Source organism: Streptomyces iakyrus (assembly GCF_000717055.1).
Lineage (GTDB): Bacteria > Actinomycetota > Actinomycetes > Streptomycetales > Streptomycetaceae > Streptomyces > Streptomyces iakyrus.
The window spans coordinates 334,390-355,615 of record NZ_JNXI01000002.1; the positions used below are offsets into that span (position 1 = coordinate 334,390).

The window sequence follows — 21,226 nt, forward strand, 5'->3', positions numbered from 1 at the left end:
CGCCCCGCTGGTTCCCTACGATCGGGGGGTGGCGAACTTCCTGATCGAACGCACCGTTCCGCTCCCCCTCGACGAGGCGTGGCGGCGGATCACCCGGTGGCAGCGGCACGGTGACGCGGTGCCGCTGACGGTGGTCGGGGTCGTGCCGCCCGGGCCGACACGCGAGGGAACGCTCGTCGTGGCCCGCTCGGGCGTCGGGGTGCTGGCCTTCGAGGACCCGATGGAAGTGACGGTGTGGCAGCCGCCTGCGGACGGGGGCGCCGGCATGTGCCGGCTGGAGAAGCGGGGGCGGGTCGTCCTCGGGTGGGCGGAGCTGGAGGTGCGGCCGGGGCCGGGAGGGCGTTCCCGCGTGGTGTGGCGGGAGGAGATCCGGGTCCGGTTCGTGCCGTCGGCCTTCGACGCGGTGGTGCGGCGCTCCTCGCGGTACGTGTTCGGGCGGGCCCTGAACCGTCTGCTCAGGCAGGCCTGAGGCCCGGCCGCCGCCCGGGGTTCCCGGCCGGGCTCAGGCAACCGACCCGATCCGGCCGACCGCCTTCGACTCCGGCTCGTGGTGGATCGGCGTGTGCGCCCCGGTCAGGGAGACTCCGCTGCCGCCCCGCCGCGCGGCGACGATCTCCGCCGCGATCGACAGGGCCGTCTCCTCCGGCGTACGAGCGCCGAGGTCCAGGCCGATCGGCGAGTGCAGGCGGCTCAACTCCAGTTCCGTGACGCCGACTTCCCGCAGGCGGGTGTTGCGGTCCAGGTGGGTGCGCCGGGAGCCCATGGCGCCGACGTACGCCACCGGAAGGCGCAGCGCCAGCTTCAGCAGGGGCACGTCGAACTTGGCGTCGTGGGTCAGCACGCACAGGACCGTGCGGGCGTCGACGTCCGTGCGCTCCAGGTAGCGGTGGGGCCACTCGACGACGATCTCGTCGGCGTCCGGGAACCGCGCCCAGGTGGCGAAGACGGGGCGCGCGTCGCACACCGTGACGTGGTGGCCGAGGAACTTGCCGACACGGACCAGGGCTGCGGCGAAGTCGATCGCGCCGAACACGATCATGCGGGGTGCGGGGACCGAGGACTCGACCAGGACCTGGAGGGGGGCTCCGCAGCGCGAGCCCCGCTCGCCGATCTCCAGGGTGCCGGTGCGGCCCGCGTCCAGGAAGGCGCCGGCCTCGGCGGCGACCGTGCGGTCCAGTTCCGGATGGGCGCCGAAGCCGCCGTCGTGGGAACCGTCGGGGCGGACCAGCAGGGCCCGGCCCGTCATTCCGGGCGGGCCCGACACGATCCGCGCCACCGCCGCCGCCTCCCCTCGGGCGGCGGCGGCGAGCGCGGACGCGACCACCGGGCGGGCCGGATCGGCGGCCCGTACCGGGGTGACCAGGATGTCGATGACGCCGCCGCAGGTCAGTCCCACGGCGAAGGCGTCGTCGTCGCTGTACCCGAAGCGCTCAAGGACGGATCCGCCGTCCCGCAGCGCCTGCTCGCACAGTTCGTAGACCGCGCCCTCCACGCAGCCGCCGGAGACCGAGCCGATCGCCGTGCCGTCGGTGTCCACCGCGAGCGCGGCGCCGGGCTGCCGGGGCGCGCTGCCGCCGACGGCCACCACGGTGGCCACGGCGAAGTCACGGCCCTGCTCGACCCACCGGTTCAGCTCCTCGGCGATGTCCAGCATCTGTCTCGGCCTCCTTGAGGTTGCGGGAAGGCCGGCGTCAGTGGACGCCCAGCCAGCTCTCGATCGGGTTGAGGGCGAAGTACACGAGGAACACCGCCGTGAGGATCCACATGAAGGCGCCGATCTCACGCCACTTGCCCTGGGCGGTCTTGATGGCGACGTAGGAGATGACGCCCGCCGCGACACCGGTGGTGATGGTGTACGTGAACGGCATCAGCACGACGGTGAGGAACACCGGGACGGCGGCGGCCCGGTCGGACCAGTCCACGTGCCGGGCGTTCATCAGCATCATGGCGCCGATGACGACCAGGGCGGCGGACGCGACCTCCTGCGGCACGATCGCGGTGAGCGGGGTGAAGAACAGGCAGGCCGCGAAGAACAGGCCGGTGACCACGGAGGCGAGGCCCGTGCGGGCTCCCTCGCCGACCCCCGTGGCCGACTCGATGAACACCGTCTGGCCGGAACCGCCGGACACGCCTCCGATCGCGCCGCCGGCCCCGTCGATGAACAGCGCCTTGGACAGGCCCGGCATGCGGCCCTTGTCGTCGGCGAGCTTGGCCTCGGTGCCGACGCCGATGATGGTGGCCATCGCGTCGAAGAACCCGGCGAGCACCAGCGTGAAGACGATCATGCCGACGGTCATCGCGCCGACCTCGCCCCAGCCGCCGAACCGCACGTCCCCGAAGAGCGAGAAGTCGGGCATGGAGACGGCACTGCCGTGCAGTTCGGGCGCGCCGCCCGCCCACTGCCTGGGGTCGATGACGCCGGCCGCGTTCAGGATCGCCGCGACGACCGTGCCGCTGACGATGCCGATGAGGATGGCGCCCGGGGTGTTCCGGGCCTGGAGCATGAAGATCAGCAGCAGGGTGCCGGCGAACAGCAGCACGGGCCAGCCGGCCAGTTCGCCCGCCGGACCGAGCGCTAGGGGGGTCGCCTCGCCCTGGTGCACGAAGCCCGACTTGTAGAAGCCGATGAGGGCGATGAACAGGCCGATGCCCATCGTGATGCCGTGCTTGAGCGCGAGCGGGATCGCGTTCATGATCATCTCGCGCAGGCCGGTGACGACCAGCAGCATGATGACCACGCCGTACATCACGCACATGCCCATCGCCTGCGGCCAGGTCATCTCGGGCGCGACCTGGGAGGCGAGGACCCCGGAGACGGACAGGCCGGCGGCGAGCGCCAGAGGCACCTTGCCGACGAAGCCCATGAGCAGGGTGGTGAAGGCCGCCGCGAACGCGGTCGCGGTGATCAGGGCCGGCTGGGCGAGCGTGTCCCCGGCGGCGTCCTTGCCGGACAGGATCAGGGGGTTGAGCAGCAGGATGTACGCCATCGCCATGAAGGTCGTGATGCCGCCGCGCACTTCACGGGCGACCGTCGACCCTCTGTGGGATATGTGGAAGTACCGGTCGAGCCAGGACCGTCCGGCCGGGACGCGGGTGCCTTCACCCGCGTCTTCGGCTGTGGCCCTCGGCTCCAGTGATTGCTGGGTCATGGGTGCCGTCTCCCAAGTTTCAAAGGGGGTTGGGATGTTCACGACCCGGGGGACGGCCCGAGACGAACAAGGGACCTGGGGGACGGAGCCCCCAGGGGATCGTGACTGCTCAGCCCTCGGAGAGCTGGGTACCCGTCAGGTGCTCGGGCCTCACCGGAGTCCGGTTCAGTTCGAGCCCGGTCGCGTTCCGGATCGCCGCGAGGACGGCCGGGGTCGACGACAGGGTGGGTGCCTCGCCGATGCCGCGCAGCCCGTACGGGGCGTGCTCGTCGGCGAGTTCGAGCACGTCGACCGGGATGGTCGGCGTGTCGAGGATGGTGGGGATCAGATAGTCGGTGAAGGAGGGGTTCTTGACCTTCGCCGTCTTCGGGTCGACGACGATCTCCTCCATGACCGCCACGCCCAGGCCCTGCGTGGTGCCGCCCTGGATCTGGCCGAGCACCGACAGCGGGTTGAGCGCCTTGCCGACGTCCTGGGCGCAGGCCAGTTCGATGACCTTGACCAGGCCGAGCTCGGTGTCGACCTCGACGACGGCCCGGTGCGCGGCGAAGGAGTACTGCACGTGCCCGTTGCCCTGGCCGGTGCGCAGGTCGAAGGGCTCGGTCGGCCGGTGCCGCCATTCCGCCTCGACCTCCACGGTCTCGCCCTCCAGCACGTCGGCCAGGTCGGAGAGGACCTCGCCGCCGTCGGTGACGACCTTGCCGCCCTCCAGGAGCAGTTCGGCCGTCGCCCAGGCCGGGTGGTAGGAGCCGAACTTGCGGCGCCCGATCTCCAGGACCTTCTCGCGGACCAGCTCGCAGGAGTTCTTCACCGCGCCGCCGGTGACGTACGTCTGCCGCGAGGCCGACGTCGAACCGGCGCTGCCCACCTGGGTGTCGGCCGGATGGATGGTCACCTGCGTGACGCCCAGCTCGGTGCGGGCGATCTGCGCGTGGACGGTGACACCGCCCTGGCCGACCTCCGCCATCGCGGTGTGCACCGTGGCGACGGGCTCGCCCGCGACGACCTCCATGCGGACCTTGGCGGTGGAGTAGTCGTCGAAGCCCTCGGAGAAGCCGACGTTCTTGATGCCGACCGCGTAGCCGACCCCGCGGACGACGCCCTCGCCGTGCGTGGTGTTGGACAGGCCGCCCGGCAGCTGCCGTACGTCGGCACCCTCACTGGACTCCCACTGGCGCTCCGGCGGCATCGGCATCGCCTTGACGCGGCGCAGCAGTTCGGCGACGGGGGCCGGGGAGTCGACGGGCTGCCCGGTCGGCAGGAGCGTGCCCTGCTCCATGGCGTTGAGCCGGCGGAACTCCACCGGGTCCATGCCGAGCTTCGCGGCGAGCTTGTCCATCTGTGCCTCGTAGGCGAAGCACGCCTGGACCGCGCCGAAGCCGCGCATCGCGCCGCAGGGCGGGTTGTTGGTGTAGAGGGCGATGGCCTCGATGTCGACGTCCTCGACCACGTACGGGCCGACGGACAGGGAGGAGGCGTTGCCGACGACGGCCGGGGAGGCGGAGGCGTAGGCGCCGCCGTCCAGGACGATCCGGCACTTCAGGTGGGTGAGCTTGCCGTCCTTGGTGGCCCCGTGCTCGTAGTGGAGCTTCGCGGGGTGGCGGTGGACGTGCCCGAAGAACGACTCGAACCGGTTGTAGACGATCTTGACGGGCTTGCCGGTGCGCAGGGCCAGCAGGCAGGCGTGGATCTGCATCGACAGGTCCTCGCGGCCGCCGAACGCGCCGCCGACGCCGGAGAGCGTCATCCGCACCTTGTCCTCGGGCAGGCCGAGCACGGGGGCGATCTGGCGCAGGTCGCTGTGCAGCCACTGGGTGGCGATGTAGAGGTGGACGCCGCCGTCCTCCTCCGGCACGGCGAGGCCGGACTCGGGGCCGAGGAAGGCCTGGTCCTGCATGCCGAAGGTGTACTCACCGGTGACGATCACGTCGGCCCGCTCGCGCGCCGCCGCCACGTCGCCGCGGACGATCGGCTGGCGGTGCACGATGTTGGGGTGCGGGACGTGGCCGGCGTGGTGGTCGTCGCGGTTCTCGTGGACGAGGAGCGCGTCCGGGGCGGTCGCGGAGGCCTCGTCGGTGATGACGGGCAGCTCGCGGTAGTCGACCTTGATCTTCGCGGCGGCCCGGCGGGCCGTCTCCGGGTGGTCGGCGGCGACGAGCGCGACCGGCTCGCCGTGGTGGCGGACCTTGCCGTGGGCGAGGACCGGGGTGTCCTGGATCTCCAGGCCGTAGTTCTTCACGTCGGTGGGCAGGTCGTCGTACGTCAGTACGGCGTAGACGCCCGGCATGACCAGGGCCTCGCTCGTGTCGATGGACACGATCTCGGCGTGCGCGACGGTCGAGCGGAGGATCTGCCCCCACAGCATGTCCTCGTGCCACATGTCGGACGAGTACGCGAACTCGCCGGTGACCTTGAGGGTGCCGTCGGGGCGGAGCGTGGACTCGCCGATGCCGCCCTTGGTCTGAGAGCCCTGGGTGATCTTCGTGGGGGTTCCGCTGGGGGACGCCATGATCAGACCGCCTCTGACTGCCGGGCGGCCGCGAGGCGGACCGCGTCCATGATCTTCTCGTAGCCGGTGCAGCGGCACAGGTTGCCCGACAGCGCCTCGCGGATGTCCGCGTCGGTCGGGTTCGGGTTGCGCTCCAGCATCTCGTCGGCGGCGACCAGCAGACCGGGCGTGCAGAAGCCGCACTGCACGGCGCCGGCATCGATGAACGCCTGCTGGATCGGGGACAGCTCGGTGCCCTCGCCGGTCTGCGAGTCGGTGCCCTGGGCCTGCCACTCCTGGGCGTTCTGCAACGACGTACCGCAGGCGCCGGACGCGCAGCCGCCCTCGGCGCGCTGCTTGGCGAAGTCGGCGAGCCCTTCGACGGTGACGACCTCGCGGCCCTCCACCTGCCCGGCGGCGACCAGGCACGAGCACACCGGCACACCGTCCAGACGGACCGTGCACGAGCCGCACTCGCCCTGCTCGCAGGCGTTCTTCGACCCCGGCAGGCCGAGCCGTTCCCTCAGCACGTACAGCAGGGACTCGCCCTCCCACACGTCGTCGGCTTCCTGCGGACGGCCGTTGACCGTGAAGTTGACGCGCATCAGGCAGCTCCCTCGGTGGTGCGGCGGGCGCCGCGGTAGGACTCCCAGGTCCAGGTCAGCGTGCGGCGGGCCATGACGCCGACCGCGTGGCGGCGGTAGCTCGCGGTGCCCCGGACGTCGTCGATCGGGTTGCAGGCGGCGGAGCACAGGTCCGCGAACTGCTTGGCGACCGACGGGGTGATGATCCGGCCGTTGTCCCAGAAGCCGCCCTCCTCCAGCGCGGCGTTCAGGAACTCCTCGGCGGCCCTGGCCCGGACGGGTGTCGGGGCGGCCGAGCCGATCCCGGTCCGCACGGACCGCGTCCCGGGGTGCAGCGCGAGCCCGAAGGCGCACACGGCGATGACCATCGCGTTCCGGGTGCCCACCTTGGAGAACTGCTGCGGCCCGTCGGCCTTCTTCACGTGCACGGCGCGGATCAGCTCGTCGGCCGCCAGCGCGTTGCGCTTCACGCCCGTGTAGAACGCGTCGATCGGGATGCGGCGCGAGCCGCGCACCGACTCGACCTCCACCTCGGCGCCCGCCGCGAGCAGCGCGGGGTGGGCGTCACCGGCGGGGGAGGCGGTGCCGAGGTTGCCGCCGACGCCGCCGCGGTTGCGGATCTGCGGGGAGGCGACCGTGTGCGAGGCGAGGGCGAGACCCGGCAGCTCGGCGCGCAGGTTCTCCATGATCTTCGTGTACGGCACGGAGGCACCCAGCCGCACGCTCTCCTCGCCGACCTCCCACTCGCCGAGGTCGCCGATGCGGTTCAGGTCCAGGAGGTACTCGGGCCGGCGGTGGTCGAAGTTGATCTCGACCATCACGTCGGTGCCACCCGCAATCGGCACAGCGGTGGGGTGCTCGGCTTTCGCGGCGAGCGCCTCCTCCCAGCTGGCGGGGCGAAGGAAGTCCATGACCGGCTCTCTTCTTCGTCTTCTCGTGGGGCGTTCGGTTTGAGCCAATCCGTGTGCGGCGGTCCCGGCTCGTTCATGTGCTGTTCACGCGTAGTGGCCTCAGTACACAGCGGTGTGCTCCGACTGAGTCAGTCACGGAAACCATGAAGGAGTTGGCTGGCCAGGACAGGCATCTTGTAGATTCGTATGAACAGAGGCCCTCAGAAACCTCCTCGTTCTCCTGTGGAAACGCGCGACACAACCGCGTGACCTGGAACACAGCCGGGGCAGGGTTTGATTTCGAGACAAAGATCGGCGGCGACGAGAATGCGGCTGCGCGCACTGCTGGACACCGACGCGCTGGGCCTCAAGCTGCTCGGCGGCGAGGACGAGCTGGACCGCACCGTGCGGGGTGTGATGACCACCGATCTCCGCGACCCCAGCCACTACCTCGCGGGCGGCGAGCTGGTGCTCACGGGCCTGGCCTGGCGCCGGGACGAGAACGACTCGGAGCCTTTCGTCCGGATCCTGGTTCAGGCGGGCGTGACGGCCCTCGCCGCGGGCGAGGCCGAGCTCGGGGACGTCCCAGAGGACCTGGTCGTGGCCTGCGCCCGCCACCGCCTCCCGCTCTTCGCTGTGCACGAGTCGGTGGCGTTCGCGACCATCACCGAGCACGTCGTACGGCAGGTCTCCGGCGAGCGCGCCGGGGACCTCGCGGCGGTCGTCGACCGCCACCGCCGGATGATGACCTCGGGCCCGGCCGGCGGCGGCCCCGACGTGGTCCTGGACCTGCTGGGCACGGACCTGGACCTGCGGGCCTGGGTTCTCTCCCCCACCGGCCGCCTGATCGCCGGCTCGAAGGCGGCGGGCCCCGCCCTGCCGGCCGAGACGTGCGCCCGGCTCGCCGGAGAACACCTGGCCGCCACCCGCACGGGCCGCCGTGGCCCCCACCGCGTCGCCCTGGGCGCCACGACGTACTCCCTGTTCCCCGTCCGCTCCACGGACCGCTCCCCGCAGCCCGCCCGGGACGTCCGCGAGACCGTCCTGTCGGACTGGCTGCTGGCCGTGGAGGCGGACGCCGGGGACTGGCCCGAGGAGCGCCTGGACCTGCTCTACGGCGTCACCCAGCTGATCGCGGTCGAGCGAGACCGCCGCGACGCGGCCCGCACCGTCCGCCGCCGCCTGGCCCAGGAGGTCCTGGAACTGGTCCAGACGGGCGCGGCGCCCGCCGAGATCGCCGCCCGGCTGCGCGTGGCCGCGCCGGTGCTGCTGCCCGGCCTGGGGGCCGCGCCGCACTGGCAGGTGGTCGTGGCGCGTGTCGACTGGGAGGGCGGGGAGATCGAGGGCGGCCCGGTGGCGCAGGCGCTGCTGGAGGAGGTTCTCGTCGACCCCGCGGTCGCCGGCCCTGAGCACTCCGACCGCATCGCCGTGGCCCACACGGGCGGCGAGGCCATCGCCCTGGTGCCCCTCCCGGCCGTCTCGGCGGAGCACGACGGCACGGAGACGGGCGTCCTCGCGGACACCCTGCTGGGATCGGTACGCGGCCCCCTCACGGCGGGCCTCGACGACGACGGCCGGCTCACCCTCGGCGTCAGCGCGGCCGTCCACTCGGCGGAAGGCCTGCGCGGCGCCCTGGAGGAGGCCCGCCACGCCCGGCGCGTCGCCGCGGCCCGCCCGGGCCGGGTCTGCGCGGCCGGCCACCAGGAACTCGCCTCCCACGTCCTGCTGCTGCCGTTCGTCCCGGACGACGTCCGCCGGGCCTTCACCGCCCGCCTCCTGGACCCGCTGCGCGACTACGACCGCCGCCACCGCGCCGAGCTGATCCCGACGCTGGAGGCCTTCCTCGACTGCGACGGCTCCTGGACCCGCTGCGCCGCCCGTCTGCACCTGCACGTCAACACGCTGCGCTACCGCGTCGGCCGGATCGAGCAGTTGACGAGCCGTGATCTGTCGCGGCTGGAGGACAAGCTGGATTTCTTCCTGGCACTGCGCATGAGCTGATACGCGAGGTGTCCCGGCGGCAAACCCGGGGCACCCCCGAGTCCCACGACTTTGTGAAATCCTTCACCCACCCTCTTGGCCCGGCCCGCCGATTCGTGCTGAGATGCCGCCACCACTCAACAGCTCGATGGCGTGCTCGGGGAGGGCAACGTGGCGCATACCGCCATGTCTGGTAACGGAACGACCGCCGGTGACGATCCCCTCCAGACCGCGGTATGGCGGCTGCGCTCGCGCGGATGCTGGGCCGACGCGGCCACCCTGCTGCCGCCGACCACACCGGCGGCGGCGCTGCAACGCGCGTCGTTGCTGGTGGAACGGTGTCTGTACACCGAACAGGGCTGGGAGGAGGCCGAGGACGCGCTGCGCACGGCCGAGGCGATGGCCCACAGCGACGACGAACGCGGCGCGGCCGCTTGTGAACGCGGTTACTTGGCCTACGCGGCGACGCTGCTCGCGGTGCGGGACCGTGCCGACGAGGCGCGGGCCGCGCTCGGACGGGCGGCGGCGCTGGTCCCTCCGGGGGCTCCGGCGCGGGCTCTGCTGGACTTCCGGCGCGGGCTCCTGGCGGAGAACCTGACGAGCGCGCCCCAGGCCGCCCGTGCGGCGTACCGCCGGGCGCATGCGGGCGCGACGGCGCACTCCGACCCGCTGCTGCTGTCGTTCACCTGGCGTCATCTGGCCGGACTCGCCCTGCGGGAGGGGGAGTTGGCGGAGGCGCGGCACGGTTTCGCGGAGTCGCTGCGGATCCGGGAGGAGCTGGGCTACCTCGTCGGGACGGCTCCGGCGCTGGTGTCCCTCGCCGACACCGAGACGGAGCCGGAGGCGTCCCGGCTGCGGGAGGAGGCCCGGCGGTTGTTCCGGCTGCTCGGGGGCGTACCGACGTGGCTGTCCCGCCAGTTGGCTCCGCCGGTTCCGCCGGCTGCGACGGCTTGAGGGGGTTGGGGGTACTCGGCGTTGTCGCTGAGGCCGGGTGGGTGCGCAACTCGGCGCGACGAGGTGCCGCCTGCGCCCACCCGTGCCGCCCCTAGCGGCACGCATGCCCGCAGGCTGGGCGGACCCGCAGCCGCCGTCGTACGCAAGGGGACGTGTCGGGAGGTGTCCGCCCGCAGCGGTTGGCGCGTCGACGCCAGTCAGTCGGTAAGGGGGTCCATCGCGCCGTTCCGAGGACGGACACCCCCCGGCGCGGCCCCGACCCACCCCCGGCGGTCAGGCGCCGCCCGCACCCGCACCCGCACCCGCGAAGTGCTCGCCCACCAGCGCCCGCACCACCTCCAGGTCCCGTGCGACCAACGCGTCCAGCAACGCCGTGTGCTCGTGCGCGTCCGCGACCAGGTCGGCACGCCCCCGAAGCCCCGGCCCACCTCCGACCAGCGGCCACTGCGCCCTGCGGTGCAGGTCCTCCGCGATCTGGACCAGCTGCTCGTTGCCCGAGAGGGACAGCACGGCCCGGTGGAACCCCCGGTCCGACTCCGCATAGGTCGCGCGGCAGCCGGTGGACGCCGCGCGGACCGTCGCCTCGGCGAGGGGACGCATCTCGGCCCAGCGTTCGGCCGGCACGGTACGAGCCAGCCGCAGCATCACCGGGACCTCGATCAGCGCCCGGACCTCGGCCAGTTCGGCCAGTTCCCGCACACCCCGTTCGACCACCCGGAACCCGCGGTTCGGCACGACCTCGACGGCCCCTTCGAGGGCCAGTTGCTGCATGGCCTCCCGGACCGGCGTCGCCGAGACCCCGAACCGCTCGCCCAGCACCGGCGCCGAGTAGACCTCGCCCGGCAGCAGATCCCCCGCCACCAGCGCCGCCCGCAGCGCGTCCAGGATCTGCCCACGCACGGAGGCCCGCTGGATCACCGGCCGGGCCCGGGGCGGGACCGGCACGGCCGGCGCGGGCGGCTCGCTGTGCGTGTGCTCCCCGCGCACCGTCCCGGCCGGCTGCGGCACCCGCGCGGACCCGGCCGGTGCCGCCGGCTGCGCCGGCTCCGCCGCTGCCGTCGCCGCCCACGGAGTTCCCGTGTCCGCGGAGCCCTGCGCTCCCTGCCTCACGGGTCCTCCTCCGGACGTATCGGTACTTGGGGTCATTACGGCGGGTTGTTACTCGTCCGTCAAGCACCATAAGCGCCCCAGGGCCCAGTTCAAATCCCGGTTCGATTTCAGGAGATTTTGAGTAAGGTTAGGCTTACCTTCAAAAGCCCCGTGCACCCCGACGGATCGGTGATCACATGCCTGCGCCCCTTTCGGCCGCCTCCGGCGCCTACGCCCGCCTGGCAGAGGTCCTCCCGGGGCTGGCCGTCACCGAACTGGGCGCCGGGGACGAGACCCCGCACGGCGGCGGCTGGACCGCCGTCGCCGACCTCGCGGCGGCAGGACCCGCCCTCGACCGCTACCTGGCTTGGGACGTGGACCAGGTCCAGCGGGACTACGGCCGGCGGGCCCGCCCCGACGTCGTCGCCACCTTCGGCCTGCACCGCTACGCCTGGCCCGCCTGCCTGCTGATCACCGTGCCGTGGTTCCTGCAGCGCCGGGTCCCCCGCTACCCCGTGACACACGTCTCGTACGACCGCACCGCCCCGGGCCACGCCCTCGGGCACCTGGCCGTCCGCCCCGCCGGCTTCGCCTGCCTGCCCGGCGACGAGGCGGCCGCGCTGCCCGGCGCCCGGGTCGTCCCCGACGAGGAAGCGCTGCGGGCCGAGGTGCGGTCGGCGGTCGCCGAGCACCTGGAGCCGGTCCTGGCCGGTTTCGGCCCCCGGATGCGGCGGCGCGGCCGGGCCCTGTGGGGCATGGCGACCGACGAGATCGTCGAAGGCGTCTGGTACATCGCCCAGCTGCTCGGCGAGATCGAGGAGCGGCGCGCGATGCGCGAGCTGGAACTGCTCCTGCCGGGCGCGACCAAGCCGTACGTCGGCACGGCGGCGTTCCGGGAGCTCACCGGCCCCGGCGGCGAGCCGCTGCTCACCCGGGACCGCGCGAGCTGCTGCATGTTCTACACGCTGCGCCCGGAGGACACCTGCGCCACCTGCCCGCGCACCTGCGACACGGAGCGGGTCACCAAGCTGCTGGCCACGGCCAGTTGACGTAGCGCGGGGTCAGTCCGTCCCGTCGTCCCGTAAGATCATCGCGGTACCGCACACCCACACGCCTCCAGGCGATTCACAACTTCCTCACGCGTCACGGGAACTTTCCGGGGAACCACTCGTACGGGTAGTCTTGTTCGAACTCAACTCCCGCCCCTCAAGCGGCAGTTCGAGCAGAACGCCGCCCTGAACAATCCCTTGCACTTCCTTGGCGGCCTCTTGCCCCGAAACCCCCTGAGGGCCGATGGGATTGGGCCACTATGGCGGGCGTTACGCCCTATCCCAATGCAAGGGACCACCCAGATGAGACTGACCGACATATCGCTGAACTGGCTGCTTCCGGGCGCCGTGCTTCTCCTGGGCATGCTGGCGGCGGTGGCGGTGCTCGCGCGCGGCAAGCGCTCCTCGGTCAAGGACACGAGCGCGGACGACTCCTGGGAGCGCAGCGAGGAACGCCGCAGACGCAAGGAAGCCGTCTACGGCACCCTCTCCTACCTCCTCCTCTTCTGCTGTGCGGCCGTCGCCGCCCTGCTCTCCTTCCACGGCCTGGTCGGCTTCGGCGAGCAGAACCTGGGACTGTCCGGCGGCTGGCAGTACCTCGTCCCGTTCGGCCTGGACGGCGCGGCGATGTTCTGCTCCGTCCTCGCGGTGCGCGAGGCCAGCCACGGTGACGCCGCGCTCGGCTCCCGGATACTGGTCTGGACGTTCGCCTTCGCCGCGGCCTGGTTCAACTGGGTGCACGCGCCCCGGGGCGTCGGCCACGCCGGTGCCCCCCACTTCTTCGCGGGCATGTCCCTGTCGGCGGCGGTGCTCTTCGACCGCGCGCTGAAGCAGACCCGCCGGGCCGCGCTGCGGGAGCAGGGCCTGGTGCCCCGCCCGCTGCCGCAGATCCGTATGGTGCGCTGGCTGCGGGCCCCCCGGGAGACCTACCGCGCCTGGTCGCTGATGCTCCTGGAGGGTGTGCGCAGCCTGGACGAGGCCGTCGACGAGGTGCGCGACGACAAGCGCAAGAAGGAAGAGGCCCGGCAGCGGCGGCGCGACCAGCAGCGTGTGGAGCGGGCCCAGCTGAAGGCGATCAGCCGCGGTCACCGCGGTCACTTCGGCCGGGGTGCCGGACGGGAGCTGGAGGTGCAGGTGGAGCGAGGCTCCTCACAGGTCACCGCGGAGCCTGCCATATCCGCGCCGGAGCCCCTGCCCGTGCGCTCGCGTCCCTCCCTTCAGCCGGTACGCAAAGGAGCTGACCCGGTGACCGTCGACCTCACCGCGGAGGACGACACCATGGCGCTGCCGCGTCTGGACTCCCTGGAGCGCAAGCTCAAGGACCTGGAGCAGCAGTTCGGTTAGCCCGGCCGCATCGACGCGACGAGGGGGCGTGGCCTGCGGGCCGCGCCCCTTCGGCGTTCACGCCGCCCCGGCCTCCAGCTCGAACCAGACGGCCTTGCCCACGCCGTGCGGCCGGACCCCCCAGGCGTCCGCGAGGGACTGCACGAGGAACAGGCCCCTGCCGTTCGTACCGTCGTCGGCGACCGGTACGCGCAGCCGGGGCCTGCGGGCCACGAAGTCCCGTACCTCCACCCGCAGTCCGCGGGGCCCGACGGTGGCCGTGAGGAGCGCGTCGTGGTCGGTGTGGACGATCGCGTTGGTGACGAGCTCGCTGGTGAGCAGTTCCGCCACGTCCGACTGCCCCTGCTTCCCCCACTGTCCCAGCAGTTCCCGCAGGGCCCTGCGGGCTTCCGGGACGGCCCGCAGGTCCGCCCGACCCAGTCTGCGCCGCAACTGCGGTGCCGGTTCCCGCTCCGTGACGTCGTCGGTCCCGTCCTCCACCGTCTTCGCCGAGAAGCCCCCGATCGCTATGGGACCGCCTCGTCGTGCCTGCCTCTCCATGACCCCCGCCCGCGCGCCGATGTCGGTTCCCCTCCTGCTCGAACACGTTCACGGGGATCCATGCCCCATCGCGAACGCGGCAGTCATGCCGGATCGTCGACGACCGGGTGTTCGGCCACCGGAACGGCGCGGGCGGCCCGGGCGGCGGGCCGCCGAGCGGTACTGCGATGGAGGGGAGGGGGACAAGAGGGTAGCCGGTCATCGTCCCCGGACGGATCCTGACCGCCGGAGATCGGACGATGGACCGACGGCCGGCTGCCGATCCGTGCGTACGCGGGGAAGGGCCGTGGCGGCGGGCGGGAGTCCGCGGTGTTGCGGTGAAGTTGGCCGAAGTGCGACGGTCCTGACGGGCGCCGGGACGGGTACGGGGCCGTCCTCCCCCACCCCCGTGGCGGGAGGACGGCCCCGGTCTTCCGGCGGAGTGCCGTCAGTACAGCTTGTTGACGGCGGTGGTCGTCGTCTTCTTGAAGGCGCCGACGGGGGCGTCCCCGAAGTCGCCCATCTGGCCCCACGACACGACGGTGACGGTCCTGCCGTCCCGTCCGACGGACAGCAGCGAGATGTCCGAGGCACCCCAGGAGGTCTCGGTGTGCAGGCCGCGGACGCGGGCGCCCTCCTCGACCGGCAGGGAACCGTAGTCCCGGCCCTCGGCCCTGACGTCCGGGTCGTTCCGCTCGATCCGCTCGGCGCAGGTGCGGATCAGGTCGTCGTAGTGCTTCGCCAGGGCCTTGGCCAGGGTGGCTGTGTCCGCCACGACGGTCAGCTGCACGGCGCTGGTGTCCAGGTCGGTCCGGAACTCCCGGTGCCGGTAGTCGTAGGAGAGCACGCCCTCCGTGTCCACGCAGCCGAGTCCGTCCGGGAATCCTTCGGCGACCGGGCCGGCCGTCCAGGCGGAGGTCGGGTGCGGCGGCAGCTGGGACGCCGACAGGAACGTGGGCGCGGCGGCCTTCGGCGCGGCGCCGGCGGCCGGTGCCGTGACGACGGAGCCCGCCGCGAGGGCGGCGACGGCGAGTGCGGTGAGAGCGCTCGTACGGATGCGCATGGACATGGGTGATCCCCCGTGGATGAATGCGTGGACGTGGATGCCGCGGCGAGGCCGGCTGGTCGGCCCGGACCTGCTCGGTGCGACACCAGAAGCATCAGCGGTCACACCGGGCGGACGCAACAGCCCGCATCCGATCCGGCACGGTGGAACCATCCCAGCCCGTCTGACGTGCAGGTACATGGGGTGCCTGGGATGCCGTTCCGGGCCGGGACCGAGCACGAGGACGGGGGAACGGTGTCGGCACAGGACGACGTCGACGAGGTCGGGGAGTTCGCGGCGCTGCTGCGGGGGCTGAAGGAGCGCACGGACCGCAGTTACGGTTCCCTGGCCCGGCGTCTGGCCATGAACACCTCGACCCTGCACCGCTATTGCGCGGGCGAGGCGGTCCCGCTCGACTTCGCGCCCGTGGAACGCTTCGCCGCGCTGTGCGGGGCGACCCCGGGGGAGCGTCTGGAGCTCCACCGCCGCTGGCTCCTGGCGGTGGCGGCGCGACAACGCCCCCGCACGGCGAGCCCTGCCGCCACGGCGCAGGCGGACACGGAAACGGACACCTCCGCGGCGGACACGGAAACGGATACGGACGCCACCACGATGGCGGTGGACACCGGCACCGGCACCGGCACCGACAAGGTGGACGGCCCTGTCGACAGCCCCGCGGAAGCGGACCCCCTCCCCCGCCGCCCCTGGTATCGCCGCGGGCGCGTCGCGGTCGGGCTGGCAGCCGTCTGCGCCGTGCTCGCGGTCCTCGGGAGCCTCGCCGCCCTGCCGGACGGGCGGCGCGCGTCCGCCGACGGTCGCGCCCCGTCGTCAGGCCCGGCCCCGTCCGGTACGGCGAGGTCGAAAGCCCCGGACCGCGAGAGCGCGTCCCCCACCCCGCGCGGCAGCTCCTCCCCCACCACCAAGCCGCCCTCGCCCTCAGCCACTCCGAAGAAGAAGCCGTCCCCTTCCCCGTCGGACCGCACCACCCCGCCCGCCGGCGCGGCCGACCCCGCCGTCCCCCTCACCTGGTCGGCCAACTCCCAGGCCTGGAAGCTCGGCTGCGGTCACGATTACGTCGTCGCCCGGCCGCCCGGGCAGGTGGCACCGCCGCCGGTCCCGCAGGACGCCGGCGTCTGGGCCGCCGCGCACAACGCGGTGCACGGCGGCGAGACGCTCGTGCGGCTGTCCGTGCAGGGGCGGACCGACACGGCGGTGGTGCTGGAGGCGCTGCGCGTGCGCGTGGTGGGGCGCTCGGCGCCCGCGCAGGGCAACGCGTATGCCATGGACCAGGGCTGCGGCGGTTCGATCACCCCGCGCTCCTTCGACGTGAACCTGGACAAGGACCGCCCCATCGCCCGCGCGGTCGCCGGGAGCGACGCGGGCACGCCGATCCCGGCGGTGCGACTGCCCTACAAGGTCTCCGCGCGCGACCCCGAGGTGCTGCTGGTCAACGCCAGGACGCAAGGGTGCGACTGCCGCTGGTACCTGGAGCTGGACTGGTCCTCCCAGGGCCGCACGGGCACGGTCCGGATCGACGACGCGGGCCGCCCGTTCCGGACCAGCGGCATCAAGGGCCTGCCCCGCTACACGTACGACACCTCCGCGCGTCAGTGGGCGCCCTACAGCTAGAACCGGGGCACGTTGCGCAGGTTGGAGCGGGCCATCTGCAGCATCCGGCCGACCCCGCCGTCCAGCACGATCTTCGAGGCCGACAGGGCGAAGCCGGTCACCATCTCGGCCTTGATCTTGGGCGGGATGGACAGCGCGTTGGGGTCGGTGACGACGTCGACGAGGGCCGGTCCCTTGTGCTTGAAGGCGTCCTTGAGGGCTCCGGCGAGGTCCTTGGGCTTCTCGACGCGCACCCCGTACGCACCACAGGCGCGGGCGACGGCGGCGAAGTCGGGGTTCTTGTTGGCGGTGCCGTACGACGGGAGACCGGCCACCAGCATCTCCAACTCGACCATGCCCAATGAGGAGTTGTTGAACAGGACGACCTTCACGGGGAGGTCGTACTGCACCAGCGTCAGGAAGTCGCCCATCAGCATGGAGAAGCCGCCGTCGCCGGACATCGACACGACCTGCCGCTTGCGGTCGGTGAACTGGGCGCCGATCGCCATCGGCAGGGCGTTCGCCATCGAGCCGTGGGAGAAGGAACCGATGACGCGGCGACGGCCGTTGGGTGAGATGTAGCGGGCTGCCCAGACGTTGCACATGCCGGTGTCGACCGTGAACACGGCGTCATCGGCGGCCACTTCGTCGAGCACGGACGCCACGTACTCCGGGTGGATCGGCGTGTGCTTCTCGACCTTGCGCGTGTACGCCTTCACGACCCCTTCCAGCGCGTCGGCGTGCTTCTTCAGCATCCGGTCGAGGAAGCGGCGGTTCTTCTTCTCCTTCACCCGCGGGATCAGGCAGCGCAGCGTCTCCCGTACGTCGCCCCACACCGCGAGGTCCAGTTTCGAGCGGCGGCCGAGGTGTTCGGGCCGGACGTCGACCTGGGCGATCTTGACGTCGTCCGGGAGGAAGGCGTTGTAGGGGAAGTCGGTGCCGAGCAGGATCAGCAGGTCGCACTCGTGGGTGGCCTCGTAGGCGGCACCGTAGCCGAGCAGTCCGCTCATGCCGACGTCGTACGGGTTGTCGTACTGGATCCATTCCTTGCCGCGCAGGGCGTGCCCGACCGGGGACTTGATCTTCCCGGCGAACTCCATGACCTCGGCGTGCGCACCGGCCGTGCCGCTGCCGCAGAAGAGGGTGACCTTGCCGGCCTCGTCGATCATCTCGACGAGCCGGTCGATCTCGGCGTCACCGGGGCGGACCGAGGGCCGGGAGGTGACGAGGGCGGTCTCGGCGGCCTTCTCCGGGGCGGGCAGGTCGGCGATGTCGCCGGGCAGGGTGACGACGCTGACGCCGCTGCGGCCGACGGCGTTCTGGATGGCGGTCTGGAGCAGCCGCGGCATCTGCTGCGGGCTGGAGATCATCTCGCTGTAGTGGCTGCACTCGGCGAACAGCCGGTCGGGGTGGGTCTCCTGGAAGTAGCCGAGGCCGATCTCGCTGGACGGGATGTGCGAGGCGAGGGCGAGGACCGGGGCCATGGAGCGGTGGGCGTCGTAGAGGCCGTTGATGAGGTGGAGGTTGCCGGGGCCGCAGGAGCCGGCGCAGGCTGCGAGCCCGCCGGTGATCTGCGCCTCGGCGCTGGCGGCGAAGGCGGCGGTCTCCTCGTGCCGGACGTGGATCCAGTCGATGGCGGAGTTGCGGCGGACGGCGTCGACGACGGGGTTGAGGCTGTCGCCGACGACGCCGTAGAGGCGTTTGACTCCGGCGCGGGTCAGGATGTCGACGAACTGTTCCGCGACGTTCTGTTTGGCCATGGTTCTCGTCTGCCCCTTCGGTCTCCTGGGATCCCTCCGGGTTCCATCAAGTCACACGGGCAGCGCTCACGCCTCCCACACCGCGGCGGCCGTACGGTCGTCCGCATAACCCTTGACCCGTACTTGGGAGTCGGCGAGGAACGCGGCGAGGCCGGGCGGGTCGGGGCGGGACCACCGTTCGGCAAGGTACTCGCCCAGTTCGGGCTCGCCGCGCAGGGGCTCGGCGAGGCCGCCGCTGCACATCAGGAGCGTGTCACCCGGGCGGGCGACGGAGGTCCGGAAGCGGAAGGGCTCGCGGGGCGGCTCCGGGGCCGGTTCGTACGGGCTGGGCGGGGTCGGGATGCCCAGGTCCATGGTGAGCCGGTCGCCCTCGGGCGTCTCGGAGGGCGGCGAGCCGAAGCCCAGGACCGGTTCGCCCTTGGCCTCGGAGACCTGCGGCTCGATGTCCTGCCACTCGCCCTCCCGCAGCCGGAACAGCCCGCCCGGCCCGACTCCGAAGAACACCCGCGTACGGCACCCGGGGTCGGCCGACAGCAGCAGGCAGCGCAGGCTGGCCGCGTACTCGCCCGGGTCGACGCCCTGCTCGGAGGCGCTGGCCCGGAGCTTGCCGAGGCTGCGGTCGGTGAGGCGGTGCAGCCCGGACTTCAGGTCGCCGCGGCGGCCGTCCCTTATGTCCTCGACGAGCCGTGCGTGGCTGCGGCCGACGGCCCGCCCGATCCAGTGACAGGCCTCGGCGGCGGCCCGGTGCGCGCCCGGCGTGGCCCGGGCCCCGGTCGCCATCGCCACGAGCAGCAGCGCGTGCTCCCCCGTGCCGAACCGGGCGGTGAGCAGCGCGTCCCGGCGGGGCTCGCCCCGGTACCGCGCGGAGTCCCCCCGCACGGAAACGGCCCGCAGCGTGCAGGCCCCGTACCGGGCCCCGTCCAGCACGGTGTCCGCCACGAGGTCGTCGAGATCGTCCGGATCGGCGGCCGGGAGGGCGGTGGGTTCGGCGTCGTAGGTGGGCGGCCGGGTGCCGACGTGACCACGGGCCCGGGGGGTGGGCGCGGGGCGCTCGATCCGGTCGGCGACGGGCGGGTCCGGCGGCTCGGGCGTCTGACCGGCCGGGTCGGACGGCTCGATGCCGGGTCCGGGAGGCACGGGCGGCGGCTGGTCGGCCGGGGGTGCGGGCGGTGCGGGCGGTGCGGCGGGGCGCGGCGGCACGGGTGGCCGGTCGGCCGGGGCCTCCCCGAAGCCGGTGGCGGGCGACGCGGTCCCGCCGGGCTCGGTGGCAGGAGCCGGAGGCGCGGGACGGCCGGGCGGGTCCGCAGTCGCGGCCGGCCAGGCCGGAGGGGCAGCGGGGGGCGGGGGAACCGGAGCCGGGCGCGAGCCGGAGACGCCCGGCGCGGGGAGCTGCCCGGGGTTCTCCGGGGGCGTACGAGGGCCGGCTGAGGGCGGGGGCACGTCACCAGGCCACTCACCCGCGGCCCTGCCACCGTCGGCCGCGAGACGGCTCGCGTCCGAGGACGCAGGAGGGTCGGCTGAGGGCGGGGGCCCAGGCGGGCCCGCTGAGGGCGTGGGCCCACCACCCGTCCCCGGGCCCGAAGCCCTGCCGGGGTCGGCCTGGGGCGGGCTCGTGGCCGGAGGCGTGCGGGGGCCGGTCGGCGGGGCTGTGTCGTCCGGGCGGCCTTCCAGGGGGGCCTGGCCGGGTGGCTGCCCGGTGTGTGCCGGGGGTTTCGCCGCCGTCGGGAAACTCGTGGGGCCGGGGGGCCGGGCCGGGGGCGGCTCCCAGGGGGCGCGCTGCGGGGGCCGGGCGTTCGGGCGGGGCGTGTCCGGTACGTCGTCGGCTCCCGTCCGGGGCGCCGGAACGGTCGACTCCGCGCCGAAGGGCCGTGCTGCCGACCGGTCCTGGGGCCGGATCCGCTCCTCCGCCCCGTCTCGCACGGCGTCTCCCACGGCTCCCGACGCCGACGCGAACCGGTCGTCGAGGGAATCGCGTGCCGGTGTGGGGCCCGTGTCGTCGGTGGAGTCGTCGTACAACTCCCTCCACCAGTCGTCCTCGTGACCGGTGGGCCTTCCCCCCTGCTGACTCATGCCCTGATTGTCCACCGCACGAGCGGGATGAAAACGGGGCTTGTGGAAAAAACCGGCCCGTCGCGGGAGGGTGAACGGCACGTCGAGTGAGCCGTAGAACGGTCATGCGAAAACGCGGGCCCGCCCGGCGGCGGGCGGCTGACCTGCGGGTCCGGTCTCCTGACACGCTTCTGACCTGCGCGTTCTCGCGTGTTCCGGCAGGCTGGTCAGATGGGAGTGTGGGACCTCCTGCTGGTCGGGCTGGTCATCCTGCTCGGGCTGTGCGGAGTGCTGCTGCCCGCGATGCCCGGGTCGTTGCTGGTGTGGGCCGCGGTCATGTGGTGGGCGCTGAAGGATCCGCAGCCCGTCGCCTGGTGGGTGCTGGTCGGGGCCACGGTGCTGCTGCTCGTCTCCCAGGCCGTCCGCTGGTCGTTGCCGCCCCGGCGACTGCGCATGAACGCCACCACCCGCCGCATGCTGGCCTGCGCCGGAGCCGGTTCCCTGCTCGGATTCGTCCTGGTCCCCGTCCTGGGTGCGATCCCGGGATTCCTGGCCGGGGTCTACCTCTTCGAACGGGTCCGTCTCGGCCGTCACGCGGACGCGGTCGCCGCCCTGCGCACGGTCATGCGCGCGGGCGGCTCCGGCATCCTGGCCGAACTGTTCACCTGCCAGCTGATCGCGGCGGCCTGGGTGGGCGCCGTCTTCTGGGGCTGAGCCC

The 21,226-nt window shown here is 72.9% G+C and carries 17 protein-coding genes; 7 read left to right on the forward strand and 10 right to left on the reverse strand.

What is annotated here, in order from left to right:
• Positions 1–28 precede the first annotated feature (28 nt).
• Complete coding sequence (locus OO68_RS04035) at positions 29–469, forward strand: Immediate-early protein 2 (RefSeq protein ID WP_033306678.1); 441 nt, start codon at positions 29–31, stop codon at positions 467–469.
• Positions 470–502: 33 nt separating this feature from the next.
• On the opposite strand, the gene OO68_RS04040 is transcribed toward OO68_RS04035, so the two are convergent.
• The 5 genes from OO68_RS04040 to OO68_RS04060 form a co-directional block, all read right to left on the reverse strand.
• Positions 503–1,654 carry an XdhC family protein gene (locus OO68_RS04040; protein ID WP_033306679.1) on the reverse strand — a complete coding sequence of 384 codons (1,152 nt, stop codon included), beginning with the start codon at positions 1,652–1,654 and terminating at the stop codon, positions 503–505.
• Positions 1,655–1,691: 37 nt separating this feature from the next.
• On the reverse strand, positions 1,692–3,149 hold the full coding sequence (locus tag OO68_RS04045) for an NCS2 family permease (protein WP_033306680.1): 1,458 nt from the start codon (positions 3,147–3,149) through the stop codon (positions 1,692–1,694).
• 109 nt (positions 3,150–3,258) lie between these two features.
• Positions 3,259–5,658 carry a xanthine dehydrogenase family protein molybdopterin-binding subunit gene (locus tag OO68_RS04050; RefSeq protein WP_033306681.1) on the reverse strand — a complete coding sequence of 800 codons (2,400 nt, stop codon included), beginning with the start codon at positions 5,656–5,658 and terminating at the stop codon, positions 3,259–3,261.
• A 2-nt stretch (positions 5,659–5,660) separates the two neighbouring features.
• Complete coding sequence (locus OO68_RS04055) at positions 5,661–6,242, reverse strand: (2Fe-2S)-binding protein (protein WP_033306682.1); 582 nt, start codon at positions 6,240–6,242, stop codon at positions 5,661–5,663.
• The gene (locus tag OO68_RS04060; protein ID WP_033306683.1) at positions 6,242–7,132 is read right to left on the reverse strand and encodes an FAD binding domain-containing protein; all 891 of its coding nucleotides are present in this window, start codon (positions 7,130–7,132) and stop codon (positions 6,242–6,244) included. Before OO68_RS04060 ends, OO68_RS04055 begins: the two co-directional genes overlap by 1 nt.
• Positions 7,133–7,438: 306 nt before the next feature.
• Here OO68_RS04060 and OO68_RS04065 point away from each other — a divergent pair, with 306 nt between their 5' ends.
• Both OO68_RS04065 and OO68_RS04070 read left to right on the forward strand, forming a co-directional pair.
• Complete coding sequence (locus OO68_RS04065) at positions 7,439–9,112, forward strand: PucR family transcriptional regulator (RefSeq protein WP_033306684.1); 1,674 nt, start codon at positions 7,439–7,441, stop codon at positions 9,110–9,112.
• A gap of 165 nt (positions 9,113–9,277) precedes the next feature.
• Entirely contained in the window at positions 9,278–10,045 is a 768-nt protein-coding gene (locus tag OO68_RS04070; protein WP_245236897.1) for a hypothetical protein, read from the forward strand.
• A gap of 273 nt (positions 10,046–10,318) precedes the next feature.
• On the opposite strand, the gene OO68_RS04075 is transcribed toward OO68_RS04070, so the two are convergent.
• A complete protein-coding gene (locus OO68_RS04075) occupies positions 10,319–11,155 on the reverse strand; it encodes a GntR family transcriptional regulator (protein ID WP_033306686.1) in 837 nt (278 codons plus the stop codon).
• A 176-nt stretch (positions 11,156–11,331) separates the two neighbouring features.
• Between OO68_RS04075 and OO68_RS04080 the strand changes: the two genes are divergently transcribed.
• Together OO68_RS04080 and OO68_RS04085 are read left to right on the forward strand one after the other, a co-directional pair.
• Positions 11,332–12,183, forward strand: a complete 852-nt coding sequence (locus tag OO68_RS04080) for a (2Fe-2S)-binding protein (RefSeq protein ID WP_033306687.1) — start codon at positions 11,332–11,334, stop codon at positions 12,181–12,183.
• Between the two features lie 303 nt (positions 12,184–12,486).
• Complete coding sequence (locus tag OO68_RS04085; protein WP_033306688.1) at positions 12,487–13,527, forward strand: DUF2637 domain-containing protein; 1,041 nt, start codon at positions 12,487–12,489, stop codon at positions 13,525–13,527.
• A 57-nt stretch (positions 13,528–13,584) separates the two neighbouring features.
• Here the strand turns inward: OO68_RS04085 and OO68_RS04090 are convergent, their stop codons facing one another.
• Entirely contained in the window at positions 13,585–14,067 is a 483-nt protein-coding gene (locus OO68_RS04090) for an ATP-binding protein (protein ID WP_245236898.1), read from the reverse strand.
• Positions 14,068–14,494: 427 nt separating this feature from the next.
• Positions 14,495–15,115, reverse strand: a complete 621-nt coding sequence (locus tag OO68_RS04095) for a hypothetical protein (RefSeq protein ID WP_033306689.1) — start codon at positions 15,113–15,115, stop codon at positions 14,495–14,497.
• 189 nt (positions 15,116–15,304) lie between these two features.
• Between OO68_RS04095 and OO68_RS04100 the strand changes: the two genes are divergently transcribed.
• Positions 15,305–16,720, forward strand: coding sequence for a helix-turn-helix domain-containing protein (locus OO68_RS04100; RefSeq protein WP_245236899.1), 1,416 nt, complete (start codon positions 15,305–15,307; stop codon positions 16,718–16,720).
• On the opposite strand, the gene OO68_RS04105 is transcribed toward OO68_RS04100, so the two are convergent.
• Both OO68_RS04105 and OO68_RS43720 read right to left on the reverse strand, forming a co-directional pair.
• Entirely contained in the window at positions 16,717–18,459 is a 1,743-nt protein-coding gene (locus OO68_RS04105) for a pyruvate dehydrogenase (RefSeq protein WP_033306690.1), read from the reverse strand. The two genes, OO68_RS04100 and OO68_RS04105, sit on opposite strands and share 4 nt — an antisense overlap.
• Positions 18,460–18,525: 66 nt before the next feature.
• Positions 18,526–20,529, reverse strand: a complete 2,004-nt coding sequence (locus OO68_RS43720; RefSeq protein ID WP_078625163.1) for a protein phosphatase 2C domain-containing protein — start codon at positions 20,527–20,529, stop codon at positions 18,526–18,528.
• A gap of 210 nt (positions 20,530–20,739) precedes the next feature.
• On the opposite strand from OO68_RS43720, the gene OO68_RS04115 reads away from it, so the two are divergent.
• On the forward strand, positions 20,740–21,222 hold the full coding sequence (locus OO68_RS04115) for a DUF456 domain-containing protein (protein ID WP_033306691.1): 483 nt from the start codon (positions 20,740–20,742) through the stop codon (positions 21,220–21,222).
• The last annotated feature ends 4 nt before the right edge of the window (positions 21,223–21,226 follow it).